28 protein-coding genes are annotated in these 19,752 nt (G+C 53.0%); 5 read left to right on the top strand and 23 right to left on the bottom strand.

The features are described 5' to 3' along the window. Positions 1 to 38: 38 nt before the first annotated feature. The 3 genes from DEP07_RS09710 to DEP07_RS09700 are packed head-to-tail and all read right to left on the bottom strand — an operon-like array spanning position 39 to position 2,147. Entirely contained in the window at positions 39 to 989 is a 951-nt protein-coding gene (locus tag DEP07_RS09710; protein ID WP_122964793.1) for a 3'-5' exoribonuclease YhaM family protein, read from the bottom strand. Positions 990 to 1,005: 16 nt separating this feature from the next. Continuing rightward, the gene (locus DEP07_RS09705) at positions 1,006 to 1,524 is read right to left on the bottom strand and encodes a YkvA family protein (protein WP_122964792.1); all 519 of its coding nucleotides are present in this window, start codon (positions 1,522 to 1,524) and stop codon (positions 1,006 to 1,008) included. Then, the gene (locus DEP07_RS09700) at positions 1,521 to 2,147 is read right to left on the bottom strand and encodes a DedA family protein (protein WP_122964791.1); all 627 of its coding nucleotides are present in this window, start codon (positions 2,145 to 2,147) and stop codon (positions 1,521 to 1,523) included. The genes DEP07_RS09705 and DEP07_RS09700 overlap by 4 nt, the downstream gene beginning before the upstream one ends. Before the next feature lie 209 nt (positions 2,148 to 2,356). On the opposite strand from DEP07_RS09700, the gene DEP07_RS09695 reads away from it, so the two are divergent. After that, on the top strand, positions 2,357 to 2,845 hold the full coding sequence (locus tag DEP07_RS09695) for a DUF2062 domain-containing protein (protein ID WP_122964790.1): 489 nt from the start codon (positions 2,357 to 2,359) through the stop codon (positions 2,843 to 2,845). 165 nt (positions 2,846 to 3,010) lie between these two features. Here DEP07_RS09695 and DEP07_RS09690 read toward each other — a convergent pair whose 3' ends face one another. The 3 genes from DEP07_RS09690 to nadE form a co-directional block, all read right to left on the bottom strand. Beyond that, positions 3,011 to 3,232, bottom strand: coding sequence for a hypothetical protein (locus DEP07_RS09690; RefSeq protein ID WP_063230062.1), 222 nt, complete (start codon positions 3,230 to 3,232; stop codon positions 3,011 to 3,013). A gap of 66 nt (positions 3,233 to 3,298) precedes the next feature. Beyond that, positions 3,299 to 4,120: an MBL fold metallo-hydrolase gene (locus DEP07_RS09685; protein ID WP_173599603.1), complete on the bottom strand. Its 822-nt coding sequence runs from the start codon at positions 4,118 to 4,120 to the stop codon at positions 3,299 to 3,301. A 1-nt stretch (position 4,121) separates the two neighbouring features. Next, the gene (nadE, locus tag DEP07_RS09680) at positions 4,122 to 4,874 is read right to left on the bottom strand and encodes an NAD(+) synthase (protein WP_122964788.1); all 753 of its coding nucleotides are present in this window, start codon (positions 4,872 to 4,874) and stop codon (positions 4,122 to 4,124) included. Between the two features lie 136 nt (positions 4,875 to 5,010). Here nadE and map point away from each other — a divergent pair, with 136 nt between their 5' ends. After that, complete coding sequence (gene map / locus DEP07_RS09675) at positions 5,011 to 5,757, top strand: type I methionyl aminopeptidase (RefSeq protein WP_122964787.1); 747 nt, start codon at positions 5,011 to 5,013, stop codon at positions 5,755 to 5,757. A 135-nt stretch (positions 5,758 to 5,892) separates the two neighbouring features. Here map and DEP07_RS09670 read toward each other — a convergent pair whose 3' ends face one another. The 5 genes from DEP07_RS09670 to DEP07_RS09650 form a co-directional block, all read right to left on the bottom strand. Continuing rightward, the gene (locus DEP07_RS09670) at positions 5,893 to 6,342 is read right to left on the bottom strand and encodes an ArsI/CadI family heavy metal resistance metalloenzyme (protein WP_122964786.1); all 450 of its coding nucleotides are present in this window, start codon (positions 6,340 to 6,342) and stop codon (positions 5,893 to 5,895) included. Positions 6,343 to 6,393: 51 nt separating this feature from the next. Further along, positions 6,394 to 6,693 (bottom strand): ArsR/SmtB family transcription factor, encoded by a 300-nt coding sequence (locus DEP07_RS09665; protein WP_122964842.1) that lies wholly within the window; start codon positions 6,691 to 6,693, stop codon positions 6,394 to 6,396. 153 nt (positions 6,694 to 6,846) lie between these two features. Next, positions 6,847 to 7,272 carry an arsenate reductase (thioredoxin) gene (gene arsC, locus DEP07_RS09660; RefSeq protein WP_122964785.1) on the bottom strand — a complete coding sequence of 142 codons (426 nt, stop codon included), beginning with the start codon at positions 7,270 to 7,272 and terminating at the stop codon, positions 6,847 to 6,849. A gap of 13 nt (positions 7,273 to 7,285) precedes the next feature. Continuing rightward, positions 7,286 to 8,329 (bottom strand): ACR3 family arsenite efflux transporter, encoded by a 1,044-nt coding sequence (gene arsB / locus DEP07_RS09655; protein WP_287102422.1) that lies wholly within the window; start codon positions 8,327 to 8,329, stop codon positions 7,286 to 7,288. A 28-nt stretch (positions 8,330 to 8,357) separates the two neighbouring features. Further along, entirely contained in the window at positions 8,358 to 8,681 is a 324-nt protein-coding gene (locus DEP07_RS09650) for an ArsR/SmtB family transcription factor (RefSeq protein WP_173599600.1), read from the bottom strand. Between the two features lie 222 nt (positions 8,682 to 8,903). Here DEP07_RS09650 and DEP07_RS09645 point away from each other — a divergent pair, with 222 nt between their 5' ends. Both DEP07_RS09645 and DEP07_RS09640 read left to right on the top strand, forming a co-directional pair. Further along, positions 8,904 to 9,914, top strand: coding sequence for an LLM class flavin-dependent oxidoreductase (locus tag DEP07_RS09645; RefSeq protein ID WP_287102413.1), 1,011 nt, complete (start codon positions 8,904 to 8,906; stop codon positions 9,912 to 9,914). 19 nt (positions 9,915 to 9,933) lie between these two features. Then, positions 9,934 to 10,530, top strand: a complete 597-nt coding sequence (locus DEP07_RS09640; protein WP_173599598.1) for a TetR/AcrR family transcriptional regulator — start codon at positions 9,934 to 9,936, stop codon at positions 10,528 to 10,530. A 91-nt stretch (positions 10,531 to 10,621) separates the two neighbouring features. Here the strand turns inward: DEP07_RS09640 and DEP07_RS09635 are convergent, their stop codons facing one another. Beyond that, positions 10,622 to 10,798: a hypothetical protein gene (locus tag DEP07_RS09635; RefSeq protein WP_167470310.1), complete on the bottom strand. Its 177-nt coding sequence runs from the start codon at positions 10,796 to 10,798 to the stop codon at positions 10,622 to 10,624. A 173-nt stretch (positions 10,799 to 10,971) separates the two neighbouring features. Continuing rightward, positions 10,972 to 11,319 carry a PspC domain-containing protein gene (locus DEP07_RS09630; protein ID WP_122964780.1) on the bottom strand — a complete coding sequence of 116 codons (348 nt, stop codon included), beginning with the start codon at positions 11,317 to 11,319 and terminating at the stop codon, positions 10,972 to 10,974. 173 nt (positions 11,320 to 11,492) lie between these two features. On the opposite strand from DEP07_RS09630, the gene DEP07_RS09625 reads away from it, so the two are divergent. Then, positions 11,493 to 11,735 carry a hypothetical protein gene (locus DEP07_RS09625; RefSeq protein WP_233454156.1) on the top strand — a complete coding sequence of 81 codons (243 nt, stop codon included), beginning with the start codon at positions 11,493 to 11,495 and terminating at the stop codon, positions 11,733 to 11,735. 70 nt (positions 11,736 to 11,805) lie between these two features. Here the strand turns inward: DEP07_RS09625 and DEP07_RS09620 are convergent, their stop codons facing one another. From DEP07_RS09620 to DEP07_RS09575, 10 genes are all read right to left on the bottom strand, one after another. After that, complete coding sequence (locus DEP07_RS09620; protein WP_122964778.1) at positions 11,806 to 12,432, bottom strand: flavin reductase family protein; 627 nt, start codon at positions 12,430 to 12,432, stop codon at positions 11,806 to 11,808. A 101-nt stretch (positions 12,433 to 12,533) separates the two neighbouring features. Beyond that, positions 12,534 to 13,691 (bottom strand): homogentisate 1,2-dioxygenase, encoded by a 1,158-nt coding sequence (locus DEP07_RS09615; protein ID WP_287102412.1) that lies wholly within the window; start codon positions 13,689 to 13,691, stop codon positions 12,534 to 12,536. A 16-nt stretch (positions 13,692 to 13,707) separates the two neighbouring features. After that, positions 13,708 to 14,643, bottom strand: coding sequence for a fumarylacetoacetate hydrolase family protein (locus tag DEP07_RS09610; RefSeq protein WP_122964776.1), 936 nt, complete (start codon positions 14,641 to 14,643; stop codon positions 13,708 to 13,710). A gap of 281 nt (positions 14,644 to 14,924) precedes the next feature. Continuing rightward, complete coding sequence (locus DEP07_RS09605) at positions 14,925 to 15,839, bottom strand: RluA family pseudouridine synthase (RefSeq protein WP_287102411.1); 915 nt, start codon at positions 15,837 to 15,839, stop codon at positions 14,925 to 14,927. 75 nt (positions 15,840 to 15,914) lie between these two features. Beyond that, the gene (locus DEP07_RS09600; protein ID WP_242774990.1) at positions 15,915 to 16,403 is read right to left on the bottom strand and encodes a hypothetical protein; all 489 of its coding nucleotides are present in this window, start codon (positions 16,401 to 16,403) and stop codon (positions 15,915 to 15,917) included. A gap of 158 nt (positions 16,404 to 16,561) precedes the next feature. Further along, positions 16,562 to 17,260 carry an MBL fold metallo-hydrolase gene (locus DEP07_RS09595; protein WP_242774988.1) on the bottom strand — a complete coding sequence of 233 codons (699 nt, stop codon included), beginning with the start codon at positions 17,258 to 17,260 and terminating at the stop codon, positions 16,562 to 16,564. After that, entirely contained in the window at positions 17,257 to 17,895 is a 639-nt protein-coding gene (locus DEP07_RS09590) for a TetR/AcrR family transcriptional regulator (protein WP_173599595.1), read from the bottom strand. Before DEP07_RS09590 ends, DEP07_RS09595 begins: the two co-directional genes overlap by 4 nt. 217 nt (positions 17,896 to 18,112) lie before the next feature. Beyond that, positions 18,113 to 18,634 (bottom strand): thiol peroxidase, encoded by a 522-nt coding sequence (gene tpx, locus DEP07_RS09585; protein WP_122964771.1) that lies wholly within the window; start codon positions 18,632 to 18,634, stop codon positions 18,113 to 18,115. A gap of 88 nt (positions 18,635 to 18,722) precedes the next feature. Next, a complete protein-coding gene (locus DEP07_RS09580) occupies positions 18,723 to 19,256 on the bottom strand; it encodes a hypothetical protein (protein WP_122964770.1) in 534 nt (177 codons plus the stop codon). Positions 19,257 to 19,304: 48 nt separating this feature from the next. After that, positions 19,305 to 19,733 carry a gamma-glutamylcyclotransferase family protein gene (locus DEP07_RS09575; RefSeq protein ID WP_122964769.1) on the bottom strand — a complete coding sequence of 143 codons (429 nt, stop codon included), beginning with the start codon at positions 19,731 to 19,733 and terminating at the stop codon, positions 19,305 to 19,307. Between the last annotated feature and the right edge of the window lie 19 nt (positions 19,734 to 19,752).

Genomic DNA, 19,752 nt, shown 5'->3' with positions numbered 1-19,752 from the left:
TTTTGGTGCTTTTCCTTTTTCATGCTGCCAGATGACGATTAGTAGCCTCGCCAAACTTTTCGTCTGAGCACACCTGCGTACGCCCACTCGTCTTCCTCGCCCATGTCGGCGAGTGTTTGCCCGAGTGCGTTCATTTTGCTGTCGATCTGGTCCAGGTAATGGAACAAGACAGCCGTCGGAGTCTTGCCGGATACGGCGCTTCCCCAGCCGTTCTCCACTTCCCCATGATGACTCAAAATGCAATGTTTGAGATGAAGCACCTCGGCGTCTCCGAGCGGAATGTCCAGCTTGCGGCAAATGCCGCTGACCATCTCGACGCCCATCACCAGATGGCCGATCAGCTGGCCTGGCGTGGTGTAGTCCGGCGCAATCGGGTCTGACAGCTCGTACAGCTTCCCGATATCGTGCAGGATGCAAGTGGCGTAGAGGACATCTCTATCGACCTGCGGATAGAGCGGAAGCAAGCTTTGCGCCGCTGACAGCAAGGAAACGATATGTTCCAGCAGTCCGTGGTAGTAATTGTGGTGCATTTTTACCCCTGCCGGGTACTGCCTCAGCCGCTCGCTGATTTCCTCCGTAGCCAACGCCTCGCGGATAATCGCTCGCAGCGTGTCGCTTTTCAAGCTGTCTACCGTCTGCATGAGCTTCGTCCACAGCTCGTCCACCGGAACCGGGGATACAGGGATCAGCGACTCCATCAGCACTTCATCCGATGCGGCTGCCGGGCGAATGCGCTGGATCACCAGCTGCTTTTTCCCGCGGTACATCTGGACGGCGGCGTCGATTTTCACCACAGATTTTACGGCGATCCACTCTTTCATTTCAGGGCTGACATCCCACAGCTTGGCCATGAGCGTGCCGGAGCGATCTCCCAGCTCCAGATTCAAATACTCGCTCTGGTTGCTCGCCACGCCAGCCTCTTTGCTTTTCACCAGGCAAAAGGCGACGACTCTCTCTCCCTCTTGATAATCCAGCAAATATTTTGTCATTCGTGTCCCATCCTGTTTATTTTTTTCGGAACAGTGTCTCTTCCAGCTTTTTCACGATTTTTTTGCCAACGAGGTCATCTGCCGACTTTACGACCTTCGTAATGACACCGAGCAAGTCTTCCTTGCCATTCCAATGCTCGCGCACGATTTTTTCATCCACGTCCACCAAAATTCGCCGCAGGGCGTAAACTGCCAAAACGACGTCGTCCAAAAGCCCGACGCCGCCGACGAGCGCTTCCGGGATAAAATCGATCGGCGTGATGAAATAAGCGACCGCCACCCCGGCAATCGCCTTGGACTGAACGCCTACCCGCTTGTCCAGAAGCAGACGGGCGAGCAACACGAACAGATCCGGCGCCAACAAAATATAGTTCGCTGCCGTGTCATTGACGCCTTTGTCTTTGATGAAAGCTTCGATTTTGGCCCGCAGTTTGTCGTAGAAACGCTGATGCACCTCGGGTAATTGTAGCGGAACCAACTGCTCAGGCTCGCGAATCACTGGCAGGTTATTGTCTTGCCGATTCTCTTCACTCATTGCATTCCCCTCCGTTTTTGTTTCTTCAAACTTGCCCGATGCCGCAAATAAGACCAGCCGGCAATGATTGCAAACAATGCGATAAAGAATATAGCCAGATTGCGCGAGATGAGATCGAACAGTTCATCCCAGCGCTCTCCCAACTGCCAGCCCAAGGTGACGAACAACAGGCTCCAAAACAGCCCGCCCGTATACGTGTACAGCAGAAATGTCGGAAACGGAAGTCTCGTAATTCCCGCGAAGTAGGCGGTAAACTGTCGCACCCCAGGGATAAAATAGCCGAGCGGCAGCGCCCATTTTCCTACCCGATTGAACCATTCTTCCGTTTTTTTGTAGACGGTGTATCCCATGCCGAGCCGCTTCCCGTACTTCTCTAAAAAAGGGAAGCCCAGCTTTCGCCCGATCCAGTAGGCCGTCGTCATCGCTGATATCGAGCCGAGAAAGCAGACGAGAAAAGTAGGCCAATAAGCCAATTGACCTGTCGAAACCAGAAAACCGGAAAAAACGAGCAGCGTTTCTTCTGGCAGCGGCATCCCCAAAATTCCCAGAAAAAACAAGCCAAACAAGGCTCCGTATCCGTATTGCGCAATGTAGTCGCCAAATGTAGTCATCACTTCTGCCATAACTTCCACCACTTTTCTTGCGGGTCTGCCCTCTCCATTATGCCAAAAGATAGCAGCATTCACAAATGAACGCTCCTCTCGGTCGGCGTGGACAAAGGGGTATCAATTTTTGCCAGGAGAACTGGACATACTTGTGTTAATTGGCTTCCCCCAAGCGAAGCCTTTTTTGGGAAAAACAGAACATGAGTTCAGACAAAAGAGAGGCAACTATGTGGAACAAACTGTACCGCAAACTGAAATTCGAATACTACAAGCTGATCAGAATGAAAGGGGCGCCTTCTTTTGTCGCCCGCGGCTTTTCCGTCGGGATTTTTGTCGAGTTCATTACCCTGCCCACCTTCGGCCTCGCTTTTTTGCTGCTCTTTCCGCTGGTCAGGCTGTTTCGCGCCAGCCTGCCTGCGGGTTTGATCGCGTTTGTCATCGGAAAACTCGTGCTGCCTATCTTCATGGTCGTGAACTACAATATTGGGTACGCTTTTGTCGGAAAACCGTTACAGTCTCCCCCCGCCCCTCCGCACGAAGCGTGGCCGCAATGGCTTGTCTGGATGAAAGAAAAAGGGTTGGCCTACTTCACAGGAAGCGCGATTATGGGCCTGGTCGTCGCAGTCGCCAGCTATTTTTTGGTACATGGCGCTCTTCTGATGTATCGCCGGAAAAAACTGCGCCGCTCCGTGACCCACGGCCGCACCTCTCCCTGAAAATTCGGCGGCTCCACCGCTTCGCATTAGAAAACTTGGCTGCGCCAAGCCTGCGGCGCAGCTTTAGTTGCACTTATACTGGATAAGAATCTTATATCTGTATAAAAAAGACCGGAACTGACAATTTCTTGTCCGTCCGGTCTTTTTTATGTACGCAATCTTGCGTTACGCCAAGTAGCCTTTATCCCGCAGTTGCTCGATGATTTCTGCAACAGTAGCGTCTTGTTTCAACAGTTCCATCGTAACTTCCACTTGTTCCGGGGACAGGCCGTTCGCTCCGAGGCTTTCTTTTACCAACACGTCGTTAGGACGGCGGAAATACGTTTGCAACGTACGTTTCACGCGGCCTTCGAGGCTCGTTCTCAGCATCAATTCAGTCGTCGACATCTGTTCCACCTCTTTCCTAGAAAGTTTTGTGCGTAACTTCTATTATCGTACAAAACTGCCTAATAATCAACCTGTCAGTGAAACAGCTTCCTTCATCAGCACGATGCGGTTTTGCTCGTGGGAATCTTGCAAATACTGGCCGATCGGCGCACCGTCGTAGGAGATTTGCCGAAAGCTCTCTGCCAGCGCTTCCTCGCTCGTCCCCGCCGCTACGCCTTCGAAAATCAGCTTCCGGGCAGCAAGCAAATACTCTTGGTCCCGTCTGATCCGGTGCAAAATTGACTCGCGCCCTTTTGCCGGGACGCCATGCCCCGGAATGAGCTCTTCAACCTCGCCGTCCACGACCAGCTTTTCAATCGCTTGCAAGCTCGACAAGTACGCGCTGCTGTCGTCCACAAACGGAAATTCCAGGTTGGAAAGCATGTCGCCGACGACCAGCAGTTTTTGCTCGCAAAAGAGCGTCGCCAGCTGATCAACCGTATGGCCGGGAACCGGGATAAACCGCACTTCTTCCCATGCTTCCACCTGCTCGACCAGCTTGTCAAACGCGGGAGGATTCAGCTCGTACGGACGATTCACATAATACGAGCCGTCAAACTTCCTCGCCTTCTGCAGCTTTTTGGCAAGCCGCTCAGGGTCGGTAATTTTTTTGTGCCCAATCAGCTTGGCATCGGCAAATCGGGGATAGCCCACAATATGGTCCCAGTCGCCATGCGTCAAGACGAGAACAAGCTCCCGTCCGTTTCGCGCACTTTGCACATACTCGGCAATCGCCTCGATCTCGTGCGGAAAATAGGCCGGGTCAAACAAATACAGTCGGTCAGGCGTCGAAACGACCGCACTCGTCGTCTGCCACAGGCAGCTCGTAAACAGCTTGTAATCGCTCATCTTAAATACCTGGCATCAGGTTGCGTTTGTGTTCGGATATGCGGTGCAAGTAATCGATGCGCTCTTTTGCTTCCGGTCTGGTTTCTCCGGTAATCAGCAGGCGGTCGAGGTCTTCGTACGTAAAGCCCATTTCCTGCTCATCCGTTTGGCCTTCCCACAAATCGGCGGAAGGAGCTTTCGTAATGATCGCATCCGGCACGCCAAGTGCAGCGGCGAGAATGCGCATTTCGTGCTTGGTCAGGCTCGCTACCGGGTTGAAGTCAGCCAGACCGTCTCCGCCTTTTGTCATGTAGCCGACATGAATCTCGCTGCGGTTGCACGTATCGGCAACCAGATAGCCTTTCTGGTTGGCTACGGCGTACAGCACGGTCATGCGCAGGCGCGCTTTTGTATTTCCTTTTGTCTTGTCGTCGAGCGCGAGCACTCCTTCAATAGCTGGAACAAGCGCATCGTACGCAGCTCCGACATCGACTGTATGCAAATTCATTCCGATCGCTTCAGCCAAACGCTGTGAATCTTCGGCGTGAACGTTTTGCGAATACGCTGGCAGCCAGATGCCAACGACTCGTTCGCGGCCCAGGGCACGCACGCACAAAGCCGCTGTTACGGCGCTGTCGATCCCGCCGGAAATGCCTACGACTACGCCGCCCAGCCCGTTTCCGTCAATCTGCTCGCGAATAAATGCGACGCGTTTTTCGATATCGTCCTTTACATGAATCTGGTAGTTCGCCAGATGTTCTTGAAACTTGTCCACGCTACCTACCCCCAGGTTGTTTAGTTCTTCCTCATCCTACCATGCCGTTTTCACTGTGGCAATTAGCCCCAAACAGGTCTACACTGTATACTGTATAGAGAGCATTTGAACTTACGCGAGGACAAGGAGAGAGTCGATGATTATCCTCAAGACACCCGAAGAAATCGAACTGATGCACGCAGCAGGCAAGATTTTGGCTGCCTGCCATCGCGAGATTGCGAAGATGATTCGTCCTGGGCTAACCACTTGGGAAATTGAACAATTTGTAGAAGAGTTTTTGGCGAGCCACGGCGCAACACCGGAACAAAAAGGCTTCCACGGCTACCCGTACGCCACCTGCGCTTCCGTTAACGACGTGATTTGCCACGGCTTCCCGAAAAAGGAACCGCTGCGCGATGGAGATATCGTCACGATCGACATGGTTGTGCGCAAAAACGGCTGGCTGGCGGATTCGGCCTGGTCGTACGAAGTGGGCACCGTCTCACCGGAAGCGAAAAAGCTGCTGGAAGTCACGGAAAAATCACTGTACCTGGGCATTGAACAAGCGGTTGTCGGCAACCGGATCGGCGACATTTCCCACGCGATTCAAACGTACGCCCAAGCACAAGGCTACTCGGTTGTACGCGACTTTACCGGCCACGGAATCGGACAGGAAATGCACGAGGAGCCGTTCGTTCCGCACTTCGGCCCTCCAGGACGGGGTCAGCGCCTGAAAGAAGGCATGGTCATCACGATCGAGCCGATGCTCAATATCGGCACCTACCACGCCACTGTCGATGCCGACGGTTGGACGGCCAGAACCCGCGACGGCAAGCTGTCTGCCCAGTACGAGCACACGATTGCTATTACGGCGAACGGGCCGGTTATATTGACGAAGCAATAAGTACAGGACTCAGTTGCATTGCTCAATCCATCTGCCAACGAGTCAAGGGTTTGCCTCACCTCACTCCCTTGACTCCGCTGGCTATGGTAAATCTACATTCTCGCCATTTTCATATGGCCCTCCCCCATTTCGCCATCAGCAACAGCTCTTTGTCTCCTCATTCCCGTTCTCGGATTCAGGCGTGCAGCAAACTGCTGCAATCTCCCTATGAGTATCTGCATCTGCTTTCGTGTAAAAGAACTCCCACTCGTTTCCATCCGGGTCGTGTACCCAGAATTTATCCTGGGTTGCATAACAGCAGGTAATGTTCCTTTCATCTTTATTCGAAAAAAGATTGCGCTTCTCCAAACGTGTTTTATGGATGAGGACGTCCTCTGTCGAAGCGACTTGAAATCCAAAGTGGCTCACTTGATTCCCGGTCACTTCACGGCTTACATTCAGCGTAAAATTCAAAGCTGGAGAAGACAGAAGAAACTTCGCGTAATCAGGCTTTACTTTGACAGGTTCAGCGTCAAACAGCTTAGAGTAAAACGCGATCGACTTCTCCAGATTTGTTACGTTAATCCCAATATGAGCATACAACATGACTGTTCCTCCTCAATATCAAAAAATTTTGATGTTTTGAATAAAAAAATTTTAGCAACAAGTGTTGCTAGACCGGAACACACAACAAAGCTCTTCGGAAAGAAGGTGATTGATCTGAGTTTCGTTTAGCTGATAGTAGTTCCATGTTCCATCCGTTTCTTTTTGGATGAGATTGGCATCGAGAAGGATCTTGAGATGATAGGACAGTTTGGACTGTGCCATATCCATCACTTCTGCCAAATCACATACACAAACCTTGCCGCGCTGCGTCAGTTCGTACATGATTTGCAGTCGCTTCCGATCCGCAAGAGCTTTAAATTTGGCTTCATATTGTTCAAATGTCCCGCTTATATCTCCTTGCTTCATCCTGTCTCACCTGCATCAACTTTTTTTGATGTATTAACTGTATCACCAAAATCTTGCAAAAGCAACGGATTACATCAATTTTTTTTGATATTGGAAAATGCCCCCGCTTACCTATCCGAGAACCGGGGGCATTTCATGTTATTTTCCTGCTTCCACGAACTGGACGACACGCTTCCTGATGGCATCACGAACGGTTCGGAACTGCTCCTTTACTTCCTCCTCTGTCCCTGTTGCCTTGGCTGGGTCATCGAACCCCCAATGCAGCTTGATTGCGTTTTCGTTCGGGATCAAAGGGCAATTCTCATCTGCATGCCCGCATAACGTAATGACGTAATCCGCTTTTTTCAAAATGACAGGATCAATCTTGTCGGAAGTGTGATGGCTGATATCTACTCCTGCTTCTTTCATCACATCTACAGCCCGGGGATTCAGCCCATGCGCTTCTAGCCCCGCACTCATCACCTCGTACTTTCCCCCGCCAAGCGCTTGTAAAAAACCGTGGGCCATTTGGCTCCTGCAAGAGTTGCCCGTGCAAAGAAAATAGACGAATGCTTTGTTAACCATGTTGGACTCTCCTTTACTTTTGGCCTGGATGAAAATACTTCTTCTGAAACCAAAGTGCCAAATTCACGAGTGCAATCATCACGGGCACCTCTACCAGTGGGCCGATCACCGCAGCAAACGCAGCCCCGGAGTGGAGCCCAAAGACGCCCACGGCAACAGCGATGGCCAATTCGAAATTGTTGCTTGCAGCGGTGAACGCCAGCGTAGAGGTTACTGGATAAGGAGCTCCTGCCTTTTTCCCCATGAAAAACGACACCAAAAACATAATGACAAAGTAAATCAACAGTGGAATCGCAATCCGCACAACATCCAGCGGAAGCGCGACGATGACGTCCCCTTTGATCGAGAACATGACAATGATCGTAAACAGCAGAGCGTTCAACGTGATCGGACTGATTTTTGGGACAAACACGCTCTCGTACCAGGTACGCCCTTTTCGGTGGACCAACGTATAGCGTGTGATCATCCCTGCAAGAAACGGCACCCCCAAATAAATAAAGACGCTTTTGGCTACTTCAGCGATAGTTATGTCAACCACCATCCCCTGCAAACCGAACCACTCTGGCAAAACTGTAATGAAAATGTACGTATAAACGGAATAGAACAAGACCTGAAAGATTGAATTGAAGGCAACCAGTCCCGCCGCGTATTCAGTGTCTCCCTTACAAAGATCGTTCCATACAATGACCATTGCAATGCAGCGAGCGAGCCCAATCATCATGAGACCTACCATGTACTCGGGATAGCCTTGCAAGAAAACAATCGCTAGCACAAACATTAAAATCGGACCAATCACCCAGTTCTGTACAAGGGATAACCCCAGCACTTTCCCGTCGCGAAACACCCGCCCCAATTCTTCATAGCGCACCTTTGCAAGCGGCGGATACATCATCAAAATGAGCCCGATTGCGATCGGAATAGATGTAGTTCCGACCTGAAATTGATTCAGGATGGCAACCGTATCAGGAATGAAAACGCCGACTCCAATTCCGAATGCCATGGCAAGAAATATCCACACGGTCAAATAGCGATCTAGGAAAGACAAGCGCTTTCCTATGTGTTTACCCACTTTTGCCCCTCCTTTCTTACTCGCACGTCACTAGCAAACCTTGCTTACCAAGTTCCTCGATCTCGGCAGAAAGGTCAGGCAATTGACTCAATCCGTATCCTACTTCTGCCAATCTGCTTCGATTCAAGGAATAAATCACCCACTGGCCTTTTCGAGTTTCCGTGACAAATCCAGCAGCCTTGAGCCGCCCGACATGCTTAGATACCGCTGGCTGAGAAATTTTGAAGATCGGAACAAATTCACAAACACAAAAGTCCCGGAGCTTCAATAAAGCAATCATCTTCAGCCTCGTGGGATCGCCCAGCGCTTTTAGACTGTCTGCCAACTCCAAAATGTCCATGCTCCATATCCCTCCTCTCTTCACAAAGAGTATAATATAACTATAAGGTTATGAATCGTTTTTACGGGTTTCTTTACAAATCCTTTACACTGGAACCAGATCGCAAATGTGCTGCCACAACCGATCGAAACATTGACAGCAGCCTCCCCTCCCCGTAAGATGCAAGTACGTTTGTTACTAACCAGTAACATTCTGACACCCCAAAAGGAGGGTTCCCTTTCCATGGCAAAAACATTGCGCGATATTCCGCTGTCTGTGCTGGATCTCGCTCCTATTGTAGAAGGCAGTACAGCTGCCCAGTCGTTCCAAAACAGCCTTGACCTCGCCCAAAAAGTCGAGAAGTGGGGCTTTCACCGTTACTGGCTCGCGGAGCACCACGCCATGCCCAGCGTTGCCAGCTCTGCTACCTCTGTCCTGATCGGCCACATCGCGGGAGGGACATCGACAATGCGCGTTGGCTCCGGCGGGATTATGCTGCCCAATCACGCCCCACTCGTCATCGCGGAGCAGTTCGGCACTCTCGAATCGCTCTATCCGGGGCGGATTGATCTCGGGTTGGGCCGCGCTCCCGGAGCAGATCAGCGGACGGCGCGTGCGTTGCGACGCGACCTGCGGATTGGCGGGGATGACTTTCCTGAGCTTTTGGAAGAACTGCGCGAGTATTTGCGGCCGCGTACGAGCGATGCTCCCGGTGCCTTGCGCGCGATTCCCGGCGAAGGCTTGAACATTCCGATCTGGCTGCTCGGCTCCAGCGATTTTTCCGCGCGTCTCGCTGGGCTGCTCGGGCTTCCCTTCGCTTTTGCCGGACACTTTTCACCCAACTACACATTGCCTGCCTTGCAGACATACCGCCACGCCTTCCGCCCTTCCGAGGTATTGCCCGAGCCTTACGCGATGGTGGGCGTCAATGTGATGGCGGCTGATACAAACGAGCTTGCCGAACGGCTGGCCACCTCGCACTACCAGGCGTTTCTCAACCTCGTGCGCGGCGACTTGAAACCGATCCAGCCGCCCGTGGACAATATGGATGAGCTGTGGAGCGAGTTTGAGAAACTTTCGGTGCAGGCCCAACTCCGCTCCTCAATCGTGGGCGACCCGGATACCGTGAAAAGCAAACTGTCTGAGCTTTTGGAAGCGACCCAGGCGGACGAGCTGATGATTACGACGCAAATGTACCGCCACGCCGATCGGGTGCGTTCTTTCGAGATCGTCGCGGATATTTGGAAATCGTAACAGAGAGCAGGACGCTGCCATGACCACAAGCAAACGAACCAGGGTGCCCCGCGCCAAAGCGCAAGAAATCATTTTGAACGCAGCCGAAGAACTGTTTTACCAGGAAGGCATCCATGCCGTCAGTGTAGACGCTATCGTGGAACGTGCCGGACTGAACAAAATGAGCGTCTACCGCCAGTTTTCCTCGAAGTCAGACTTGATTTTGGCCTACATGCAAAAGAAGCAGACCGTTTTCTGGCAAGAATGGGAGCAAAGCATGGCCAAGCATCCCGATCAGCCTCGGGAGCAATTGATCCAGTTTTTTGCCGACCTGGCTGCCAGGGCGTCTTCCCCGGAATTTCGCGGCTGCTGCTTCATCAACGTCTCGATCGAGTTTCCCGACACCGCCCATCCGGTTCGCGAACTGGTTTGCACGCATCAGAAACGGATTTCGGATGCCTTCCTGGAACGCACAACGGCGCTTGGTGCCGCGAATCCATGTGAGTTGGCCTACACGCTGATGCTGTTGATGGAAGGAACGTACGCCGACAGTCAGACGTACGGAACAGACAGCGCCGCCATCCGGATGGTGCCGACGATTGTGGAAAAGCTGCTAGACGCCGCGCCTCGCGAATAAAAGACAGGACGCAAAAAAGTGGCTGACTGCCGTTTGGGCGGTCGCCACTTTCTCTGTTTTCACAAGCCCGCATCCTTTTTTACGCGCATCCTTAATGCTGGCCGCTTGTTGCGTACTTCTCTTTGTTGGTCATTTCTTCCAAGGCTTTTACGTCTTTCTCCAGCTCTTGGATGTCTTCTTCAATCAGCTTTTTCAGGTGCTGCTTTTCCCGCAAAACTTTGCGAGTCTGCTCCAGACGCTGATTCAAATCGAACACGCCGAGATACACTGCCGTTCCCTCCCTATGTACATTCTCCACCTTACATGTTATGCACCCGGATGCCGAAGTTGACTGGATTTCCGCCAATAATTTTCCTCAGCCAGTTGCGCCCGAACAGCTTGCCTTTTCGCCAAAAGAAAAAGGCTCCCCGTGCCAAGTGGACAAGGAACCCTTTTTGCTGCTTACAAGCCTCTGTATTTGCTCAGTTCTTCCCGCAAACGATGCACTTCCTGCACCAGCGCCTGTTTCTCCAGACGGTCAATTTCCGAATCGAGATCGTTCATCCGCGAATGTCCAGCCTTCGGAGTGTCGTACAAGCCAAATCCGTCACCGGCAAATGCCCAGCTCGGTTCTTTTGGCATGATCATCGCCATGAGCAGATAGATCAGGATCGGAAATCCTGTACAAACAGTCAAAATGACAACGCCTACACGTACAAGCGTCGAATCAACGCGCAAAAACTGGGCAATGCCTCCACAAACCCCAAACAGTCGCTTGTCTTGCGAAGAGCGGTATAAACGTCTTTCCATGGGAACCAATCCTTCCTCTACAATATCCGCTTGCCTTATATGTATTAAGGATACCCTAGTGCGTAGCGCGGCAAAATGGCCCATAGAGGGATTTGTCCTCAGCCCCTAGACGGATATCGGCTTTTCGCGTATGAAAACCGCGCAGAATAGTCACGCTACTAACGAGGTGAAGCATGATGCGGTTTCTTCTGTTCCTCTTCACAGGCTTGCTCCTTGGCGGCTGTACGGCTGATGGGCAGGAACGCTCCTACATCCAAAGCGATCGGAATTTGTACTACCAGCAAAGCGTCGTTCACCCGCTGGGCCAGGAGCCGAACGCCACTCCTTATGGCACGCCTGCCAATGCCGGGACTTCCTCCGATTACGACAGCTGGATCAGACCCGATGCCATTTCCCGTTATCCCGGTCTGAACTAGCGAACAAGAGAACGCCAAAAACCGTTCCAGCTGCCTGCCAGAACGGTTTTTCTCTGTCTACAAGCGCGATTTACTTGGATGCAGGGTCAGGCTCGTAGACGGGACGCGGGCGGTCAAACAAATCTCCCAAAGTGGCATACGTATGCCCTGCCAGCCTACTTACGGGTGCGAAGGCATGGGCGTCAATTCGCCCGGCGTGATACAGCTCGTCGGCTACATGTACGTGCACAACTTCCCCGATGATCAGGTCGGATGTAGTCGGACTTCCCAACTCGACGACCTGGTGCAGCTTGCATTCAAAATGAATCCGCGATGCCAAAAGTCTTGGAACCGCAACAACCGACGAAGGAGCAACGGCAAGGCCGAGTGCATCGACCTCGCTCACTTGTGGCGGATAGTCGGCAGATGTCTGGTTGACGGCGTCCACATTGTGAACATCCACCATGTTGACGACAAACTCGCCCGTCTCCACGATGTTTTGCGCCGTATCTTTGCGGACGCTGCCCGGCTTGCGCATGACAGCGACAGACACCATCATCGGCTCGATGCTCGCCACATTGAAATAGCTGAAAGGAGCGGCGTTGATGACACCGTTGCCATCCTGCGAAGTCACCCAGGCGATAGGCCGGGGAATGATGCAGCCGATCAACAGTTTGTACTTCTCCTGCCTTTGTAACTCGTCAATCCTGATTTCCATCGTGATCCCGCCTTTTTTACGCGAAAAACGTCTCGACGTTATTTATGGTAAGTGCTGCGACCACTTGCGATCAACCGTAACGCTCACAGCCGCTTTTGTGTTCACTCGGACGGCAGCCAGCTCGACATGTACGCTTCGTCCTCCACTGCCAACGCCTCTTTTGTGACGTAAAGCGGCTGGAACGTATCCAGCATGACCGCCAGCTCCATCGTTTCCTTTTTGCCGATGCTCGCCTCGATTTTGCCCGGGTGCGGCCCGTGCGGAATGCCCATCGGGTGCAGTGTGATCGAGCCTTCGTATACGCCTTTTCGGCTCATGAAGTTGCCATCCACATAGTATAACACCTCGTCGCTCTCCACATTACTGTGGTAGTACGGAGCGGGGATCGCCTGCGGATGGTAGTCGTACATCCGCGGCACGAACGAGCAGATGACAAAATTTTGTCCGGCAAACGTCTGATGCACCGGAGGCGGCTGATGGATGCGCCCGGTAATCGGCTCAAAATCGTGAACACTCAGCGCGTACGGATACAAGTAGCCATCCCAGCCTACGACGTCAAACGGATGGAAGTCGAAAAAGTAGCTGTAGACAACGGATTGGCGCTTGACGCGCACTTCGAACTGGCCGCTCTCTACGTGTGTCACCAGCTTTTCCGGTACGCGAATGTCCCGTTCGCAAAAAGGGGAATGTTCCAACAATTGACCGTGCTCGTTGCGATAGCGCTTCGGAGGGACGATTTCGTTTTGCGATTCAATCACCAAAAAGCGGCTCTGCACACTGGGCACGATCCGATACGTCGTGCCGATCGGAATGACCAAATAATCTCCGGGACGGTAGGTAATCGTGCCGAAGATCGTTTGCAGCTCGCCCTCTCCCTCGTGCACAAACACGACTTCGTCGCCGTCTGCATTGCGGTAAAAGTAATCCATCGGCTCTGTCGGCGAACAAACGCCCATGACTACATCGCTGTTCCCCAGCAAGTAGCGGCGGCCAAAAACCGGATCGCCCCCTGCGGCTAGGTCAAACGTTTTGAAATGCTGGTGCTTCAAATCCGCCTGCTCTACAAATTCCAAGCGCACATCCGCATATTTGCGCGTCTCGCGCACTTGCGTCGGCGGGTTGTGATGGTACAAAATCGACTGGATGCCAGAGAACCCTTTCGTTCCCATTACTTGCTCGCGGTACAGCTGGCCGTCCGGTTTGTAAAAAGTCGTGTGCCGTTTTTGCGGCAATTCTCCCATGCGGTGATAAAAAGCCATCCTGCTTCCCCCTCTATTATCGTGATTCGCTGATCGTATTTCTGAGCACGCCCAGGCGCTCTACTTCAAGCTCTACCACGTCGCCCGGCTTGAGCCATCCGTATTGCTCCGGCCCCAGCTCCAGAATGCAGCCAGTGCCCACTGTCCCGGAACCGATGACATCGCCCGGATACAGCATGCAATCTTGCGAGGCCCTGGCGATCATTTCCGCAAACGTATAGTGGATGTCGAGCAAATTGCCGCGGGAATACTCCACGCCGTTCACCCGCGCCACCATCGTCAGATCGTAGCGCTCGCCTTTTGCTCCCGCTACTCGTACATCCTCCAGCTCTTCCGGCGTAACGAGCCACGGCCCCATCGAAGTAGCGAAGTCTTTGCCTTTTGCTGGCCCAAGCCCGACCTTGACCTCTTCACGCTGAATGTCGCGGGCACTCCAATCGTTGAGGATGCAAAAGCCTGCTATATGCTCGTGGGCACGCTCTGGCGGAATATCTGCCCCTGCCTTGCCAATCACGCACGCGACTTCCAGTTCATAGTCGAGCCATTCTGTCGCTTTTGGCTGCTGGATGCTCGCGTCCGGCCCCAAAAAGGCTGCTGCATTGGAAAAGTAAAAGACCGGGAACCGATACCACTCGGGAATCATATCCAGTCCGCGCCGTGCCCGGGCTGTCTTCACATGCGCTTCAAAGGCGTAAAAATCGCGAAAGCTCGCCGGGCGCGGCAATGGCGAGCCGAGGAACACGTCCTCTGTGGCCAGACCCGTTGCTTGCACGTCTGCGCTTTGCGCAAGCGTCAGCAAACGCCCTTTCCATTCCTCCCACTGTTCCAACAATCCCAGCAGCGTATCGGGTGCGCCCGGCAGCGCCTGCGCGATGTCTGTGATTTTGCCTTCCGCAAGCAGTCCGGCGCGCCACGCTCCCCTGTCGATTTGTCGATAGGAAACCAGTTTCATGCGCTTCCCTCCTTCCTTTTGTTGCACAAAAAAACCCAGCTCGCCCCCGTTCGCTCAAATCGGTGCATGACAAAGGAAAGGGGTGTCCCTGTATCTTGTCAAAAGCTCCGAAACGTGCGTCAGGCGCAAGCTGGGTCTGTCTGCTACCGAAAAAAATCTTGCGGGATTTTTCCCCGCAGACAACCAGCTGTTTCCACAGCTTATTTGTTTGTTTCTTCTATCATATCGAAAACGCTTTCTGCTTTCCACAGAAATTTGCCGAATTTTTTTGCGACTTCTTTCTAGCTGCCCGCAGGCCGTTCCGGGAAAAACGTTCGCAGCAATTGCTGCATATCCGCTGGCAATGGCTCGGCAAATTCCATAGGCTCGTTGCTGCGCGGGTGAACAAAAGACAGTCTTGCCGCGTGAAGCGCCTGTCTTCCGATATGCTCCCGTCCGCCCAGGTAAAGGTCGTCGCCTGCAAGCGGATGACCGACGCTTTGCATATGTACCCGAATCTGATGCGTACGGCCTGTCTCCAGCTTCAGCTCCAGCAACGTCATGCCCTCACCGCGAGCCAGTACCCGATAATGCGTAACAGCCGATTGACCGTCTTGCCGGATTTGCCTCGTGATAAACGAATTTTCCGCAAGCCCGATTGGCGAATCAATCGTGCCTGCATCGTTCGCAACGATCCCTTCGGCAATCGCCTGATAAAAGCGCTGGAGCGTCCGCTCTTGCTGCATGCGGCTGAACTGCTCGTGCGCCCACTGGTTTTTGGCGACAATCATCAAGCCTGACGTATCTTTGTCCAGGCGGTTGACTGCGCGAAACCGCCGCGCTTCGCCCCGCTTTTTCCAATAGGCAATCACCCCGTTGGCAAGCGTACCTGACGGATGGTTGCCTGTCGGGTGCACGACCAGTCCAGCCGGCTTGGCGATGACCAGCAAATCGTCGTCCTCATAACGAATGCAGAGCGGCATTTCCTCAGGAGCTACCGTCTCTTCTGTTTCTTCTTCGACCATGACAGCCACTTCGTCTCCGGCTTGCAGCTTTTCATTCACGAACACGAGGACTCCGTTGCGCGTAATCGTTCCTTTGAATTTGGCCCGGATCAGCAAGCGGCGCGACACACCGTAACGCTTTTGCAGCACATCCCGCACCGTTTGTCCTGCATCTATCTCATCCGCTGTAAAGCGTATCAATTCTTCCTGCATGTTGTCTCTCCTTTGGGATTTTCCCTGTTGTCCAGTATAGCAAAAAGTCCCGGTGAGTAGACAACCTTCGCGAGGTTAAAGCGGGCGATTTTCCCTGACCTCAATCACAAAAGCATGTCCCGCATCGCCTTGGCTCCACTGCCCGCGAACGTCAAACAAATACCAGCCCGGCTGCTCGGGAGCATTCCATTGGTTTCCGTTTTCCAAAAGCTGTTCGATCCGCTTCGAGCCGATCCATTGCGCGACCGTAAGAGACTCCGTCGTGGGCGGGGGCGAATATGTAACGGTTAGCATGGCGCCGGGATTCACTTGCAACGGCTTGGGCTTTTGTTCCCCGATCACTTCCGGCGGAGCGGCCATGTCCATGCAGACACCCTCGTTTTCGTAGTTCCAGCAGTATGAGGTCGGAACCGTCACGGCTGTTTTGCCTTTCCACGCGATGACAGGCGCGGGCGGTTGGGCCAGCTCTTGAAAAGACGACTGATTGAGCATGCCAAGCTGACAGCCTGTCAGCAGCAAGACAGCTGCCATGTACAGCGGGGCTATCTTTTCTACCTTTTTCATCCAATCACCTCTATTATGAGACGCGAAAAAGAGCGGTTCGTTTCAACCGCTCCTGGCAATTTGTGCTATCGCTTTATCGAACACGTACAGTGGAAGGAAACCAACTATCGCAGCGTCTTGATGAGCAAACAGCTGACGCCCTCATAAAGCCCGGCTTCCTACTGCCACACACTCGTCGGGATGGAAAAGGCACGGGACATTTCCGCCAGGTACGCATCGAGCTGCTCGGCGGGATTGTGTACCGCCTGGCCGTGACATACTTCCAGCCGAAGCGGGTTCAACTCTCGCACGATTCGGCTGCTTTTCACCGCTTCTGTCATGTCGGCCGTAAACATCGGCATCGGGCGGTGCAGTTTTCCCCGCTTGGAGGTAAACAGATCACCTGCCAGCAGGACGCGATCTTGCTCGTGGTAGTAGACGACGTGACCAGGCGAATGCCCTGGCGTGAGGTACGGCTTGAGTCCAGCGATCGCAGCCAGTCCTCCGTCCTCTGTTTCCGCGAGCGGCTTCGCCAGGCCCGGCTGAACGTTCGCTTCCAGCTTTTTGCGGCGCGGATACAGCTCTCTGCCTTCCATGTACGGAATCTCGATCCGATGGGCATACACCGGAACGGGCATCGTTTCCACCAGCCGCTTGACGGCTCCTACGTGATCGGAATGGCCGTGCGTCAACAAAATTTGCTTCAATGGCCCTGCTCCCTGTTTTTGCAGAAACGCCGCAATGCCTTTTGCCATGAACGGCATCCCCGCATCAACCAGCGTCACGCCGTCCTCTTCTACCACCGCCCAGACACGAACCGGAATCAACATCCAGCTGCGGATGCACCAGATGTGCTTGGAGATTTGCTCGATCTTCATTTTTCACCACTCCTTGTCATCGTTTGTTTGCTGCCCGCGAGGATGACGTCCACAGCCAGATCGAACGTCGGCGCCAATCTGCCTAGCAACTCTTCCAGCGATTCCTCCGAATGGGTATACGTCCCGACGATGCCGTGCAACGTATAAAAATAAATCCGTGCATACGCCAAAGCTTCCTCTTCCCCGACCTCAGGCGGCAAGCAGAGCAACACGGCTTTTCTCAACAGCCCGAACAAGTGCGTGCGCAGCGCTTGAAGCTCTTGTTCCGGCTCTTCTTCGTCTATGCGCGATGCTTTGATCATGAAAAACAGCGTGTACATGTTGCGATTCCCCAGGCAAAAGCGGATGAACTGGCGACTGATTTCACGCAGTTTTTCCTCGGATGACCGCTTTTCATCCGCAAGCGCAGCTTCCATTGCCTGTGCCAACGTTTGCAGCGGCCCTTTGGAAAGCTGATGCAGAAGCGCTTCCTTGTCTTTGAAATAAATGTAGAGCGTCGTATGTGAACAGCCTGCCGCCTTGGCGATTTCCCGAATCGAGACGGCCTCGAAGCCCCGCTCCGCGAAAAGTTGTGTCGCGGCCGCGAGAATCGCCCGCTTCGTTTCCTCTGATCGCACTTCCTGTCTGCTTGCCATGCAAGACTCCACTCCTGACTTCCACCAAACAAAATAACCAGTGGTTAGTAACCGTTGGTAATAATATAACCACTGGTTACTAAAATCGTCAACACATTTTTGCAGCTCCCCAAAAAACAGGCGCCGCCTGGACAAAACAATCCAAAACAAAAACCCCCTCCTCGTCTCCATAGACGAAAAGGGGGTCTGACTCTCAGCAGATTGCTTGCGAAAAAGCTTACTTCGCAGCTTTTGCAGCAGCGATTGCCGCTTCGTAGTTTGGATGCTCACCAGCAGCAGCCACATACTCCGCATGAACTACTTTGTCATTTGCATCGATTACGAATACAGCGCGGGACAGCAGACGAAATTCCTTGATCGCTACGCCGTAAGCTGTACCGAAGGACAGGTCTTTGTGGTCGGATACAGTTTTCACTTTGTCGATGCCAGCAGCACCGCACCAGCGGTTTTGCGCGAATGGCAGGTCAACGGAAACAGTCAGAACTGTTACGCCTTCCAGACCGGCAGCCTCTTCGTTGAAACGACGAGTTTGCGCGTCGCAAACACCTGTGTCGATGGATGGGATTACGGAGATGATGCGAACGGTTCCTTTGGAATCGTCCAGAGTTACAGGGGACAGGTCGCCGCCTACTACGGTGAAGTTAGGAGCAGTATCTCCCACTTTGATTTCCGGACCGAGCAGGGTAACAGGACCCCCTTTGAAAACAAATGCGCCTTGACGCTCAACAGCAGTTGTCATGATTTCTTCCTCCTCACCAATACTTTCATATGTACCTCATTTATCATACCCTATCATTCACTTTTTTTCACTATGCCAATAGTAGAAATTACAGATTCACTTGCACTTTCCCGGAAGCTTTGGCATCCACCTTGACGATGCGCTTCACTTCGTGCTCATACTCCCAGTCTGTTTTCGTGTTCAGCTCGTGGCAACGCATCAGCGCATGGTAAAGCGCGAAGCCAAAATCGACATGCTTCATCTCGTAGCGCGTAGCGTGTGCCTTTGGCAGTGCCGTATTGAAAATCTCGATCTGATACGTAGCCTTTTCCCGCTTCTCCCTGACCGGGACGATGTAGCCCATCTGCTTCAGGACAAATCCGTAGTCAAACTCGCCCTCGTCGTCAAAGTCAATCGTATCGTCGGACGTCGCCAGACATTCCAGCAGCGTGCCCATATCCAGCATGTCAAAGCAGGCCGGCTTGGGCAGCGCCAATACCGAGCCATCCTGATTCACGAAGTAAATATGGTCGCGATAGTGAAAGATCAGCTCATCCTCGGGAACTTCCTCCGTGAACATCCAAAAGCTTTGCGGAATAAGCAAGCGCCAGATTTGCGCAGGTTTCGCGTTCATCAATTCCATGGCAGGGTCCCTCCTTTTCCCTACCAGTTTTGGCAAAACGCGCCTCTGCTATTCAGCCCGCTCCATGAAGGCGCGCCAGTCTCCGTGCTCCACTCTGGTCCCGACCCGCTTCACATAGGCTTCATCCAAATAGCGGTAAACGTACACCTCTACCTCTTGCCCAGTCTCTCGGACACAGGCTGTTACGGGAATCCGCTCGTACTCGTTTCGCGAGTCTCCCTCGCCGTAGTAGGTTTCCAGCTCGTCGAGACCAGCCAGCGCCTTTTCGTACACCTCAGGGGCAAAATCGACGATCTCGCCTGCCACTTCTCCCGCGTCTGTCATGAGCAAGCCGGGGTAGCCTTCTGGCAAATGATAGATTTCCCCCTTGATCGTCGCCCTTGTTTTGGTATGCGAAAACGGTTTGATATAACCGCTGTCATTATGAAAGCCGGACAATAATGTGCCATAGACGAAAACAGGCAGTTGCTTTGGCAAAACGATTCACTCCAGTCAG

The sequence above is a fragment of the Brevibacillus sp. genome, assembly GCF_003521185.1.
GTDB lineage: Bacteria > Bacillota > Bacilli > Brevibacillales > Brevibacillaceae > Brevibacillus > Brevibacillus parabrevis.
Note: the sequence above shows the minus strand (reverse complement) of the source record. Positions and strands in the feature narration are given on the sequence as shown.

What these genes read in the sequence shown, in the direction of transcription:
- DEP07_RS09710 (WP_122964793.1), bottom strand. Translation starts at nt 989, where the DNA reads ATGACAAAATATTTGCTGGATTATCAAGAGGGAGAGAGAGTCGTCGCC.
- DEP07_RS09705 (WP_122964792.1), bottom strand. Translation starts at nt 1,524, where the DNA reads ATGAGTGAAGAGAATCGGCAAGACAATAACCTGCCAGTGATTCGCGAG.
- DEP07_RS09700 (WP_122964791.1), bottom strand. Translation starts at nt 2,147, where the DNA reads ATGGCAGAAGTGATGACTACATTTGGCGACTACATTGCGCAATACGGA.
- DEP07_RS09695 (WP_122964790.1), top strand. Translation starts at nt 2,357, where the DNA reads ATGTGGAACAAACTGTACCGCAAACTGAAATTCGAATACTACAAGCTG.
- DEP07_RS09690 (WP_063230062.1), bottom strand. Translation starts at nt 3,232, where the DNA reads ATGTCGACGACTGAATTGATGCTGAGAACGAGCCTCGAAGGCCGCGTG.
- DEP07_RS09685 (WP_173599603.1), bottom strand. Translation starts at nt 4,120, where the DNA reads ATGAGCGATTACAAGCTGTTTACGAGCTGCCTGTGGCAGACGACGAGT.
- map (WP_122964787.1), top strand. Translation starts at nt 5,011, where the DNA reads ATGATTATCCTCAAGACACCCGAAGAAATCGAACTGATGCACGCAGCA.
- DEP07_RS09670 (WP_122964786.1), bottom strand. Translation starts at nt 6,342, where the DNA reads ATGTTGTATGCTCATATTGGGATTAACGTAACAAATCTGGAGAAGTCG.
- arsC (WP_122964785.1), bottom strand. Translation starts at nt 7,272, where the DNA reads ATGGTTAACAAAGCATTCGTCTATTTTCTTTGCACGGGCAACTCTTGC.
- DEP07_RS09650 (WP_173599600.1), bottom strand. Translation starts at nt 8,681, where the DNA reads ATGGACATTTTGGAGTTGGCAGACAGTCTAAAAGCGCTGGGCGATCCC.
- DEP07_RS09645 (WP_287102413.1), top strand. Translation starts at nt 8,904, where the DNA reads ATGGCAAAAACATTGCGCGATATTCCGCTGTCTGTGCTGGATCTCGCT.
- DEP07_RS09640 (WP_173599598.1), top strand. Translation starts at nt 9,934, where the DNA reads ATGACCACAAGCAAACGAACCAGGGTGCCCCGCGCCAAAGCGCAAGAA.
- DEP07_RS09630 (WP_122964780.1), bottom strand. Translation starts at nt 11,319, where the DNA reads ATGGAAAGACGTTTATACCGCTCTTCGCAAGACAAGCGACTGTTTGGG.
- DEP07_RS09625 (WP_233454156.1), top strand. Translation starts at nt 11,493, where the DNA reads ATGATGCGGTTTCTTCTGTTCCTCTTCACAGGCTTGCTCCTTGGCGGC.
- DEP07_RS09620 (WP_122964778.1), bottom strand. Translation starts at nt 12,432, where the DNA reads ATGGAAATCAGGATTGACGAGTTACAAAGGCAGGAGAAGTACAAACTG.
- DEP07_RS09615 (WP_287102412.1), bottom strand. Translation starts at nt 13,691, where the DNA reads ATGGCTTTTTATCACCGCATGGGAGAATTGCCGCAAAAACGGCACACG.
- DEP07_RS09610 (WP_122964776.1), bottom strand. Translation starts at nt 14,643, where the DNA reads ATGAAACTGGTTTCCTATCGACAAATCGACAGGGGAGCGTGGCGCGCC.
- DEP07_RS09605 (WP_287102411.1), bottom strand. Translation starts at nt 15,839, where the DNA reads ATGCAGGAAGAATTGATACGCTTTACAGCGGATGAGATAGATGCAGGA.
- DEP07_RS09600 (WP_242774990.1), bottom strand. Translation starts at nt 16,403, where the DNA reads ATGAAAAAGGTAGAAAAGATAGCCCCGCTGTACATGGCAGCTGTCTTG.
- DEP07_RS09595 (WP_242774988.1), bottom strand. Translation starts at nt 17,260, where the DNA reads ATGAAGATCGAGCAAATCTCCAAGCACATCTGGTGCATCCGCAGCTGG.
- DEP07_RS09590 (WP_173599595.1), bottom strand. Translation starts at nt 17,895, where the DNA reads ATGGCAAGCAGACAGGAAGTGCGATCAGAGGAAACGAAGCGGGCGATT.
- tpx (WP_122964771.1), bottom strand. Translation starts at nt 18,634, where the DNA reads ATGACAACTGCTGTTGAGCGTCAAGGCGCATTTGTTTTCAAAGGGGGT.
- DEP07_RS09580 (WP_122964770.1), bottom strand. Translation starts at nt 19,256, where the DNA reads ATGGAATTGATGAACGCGAAACCTGCGCAAATCTGGCGCTTGCTTATT.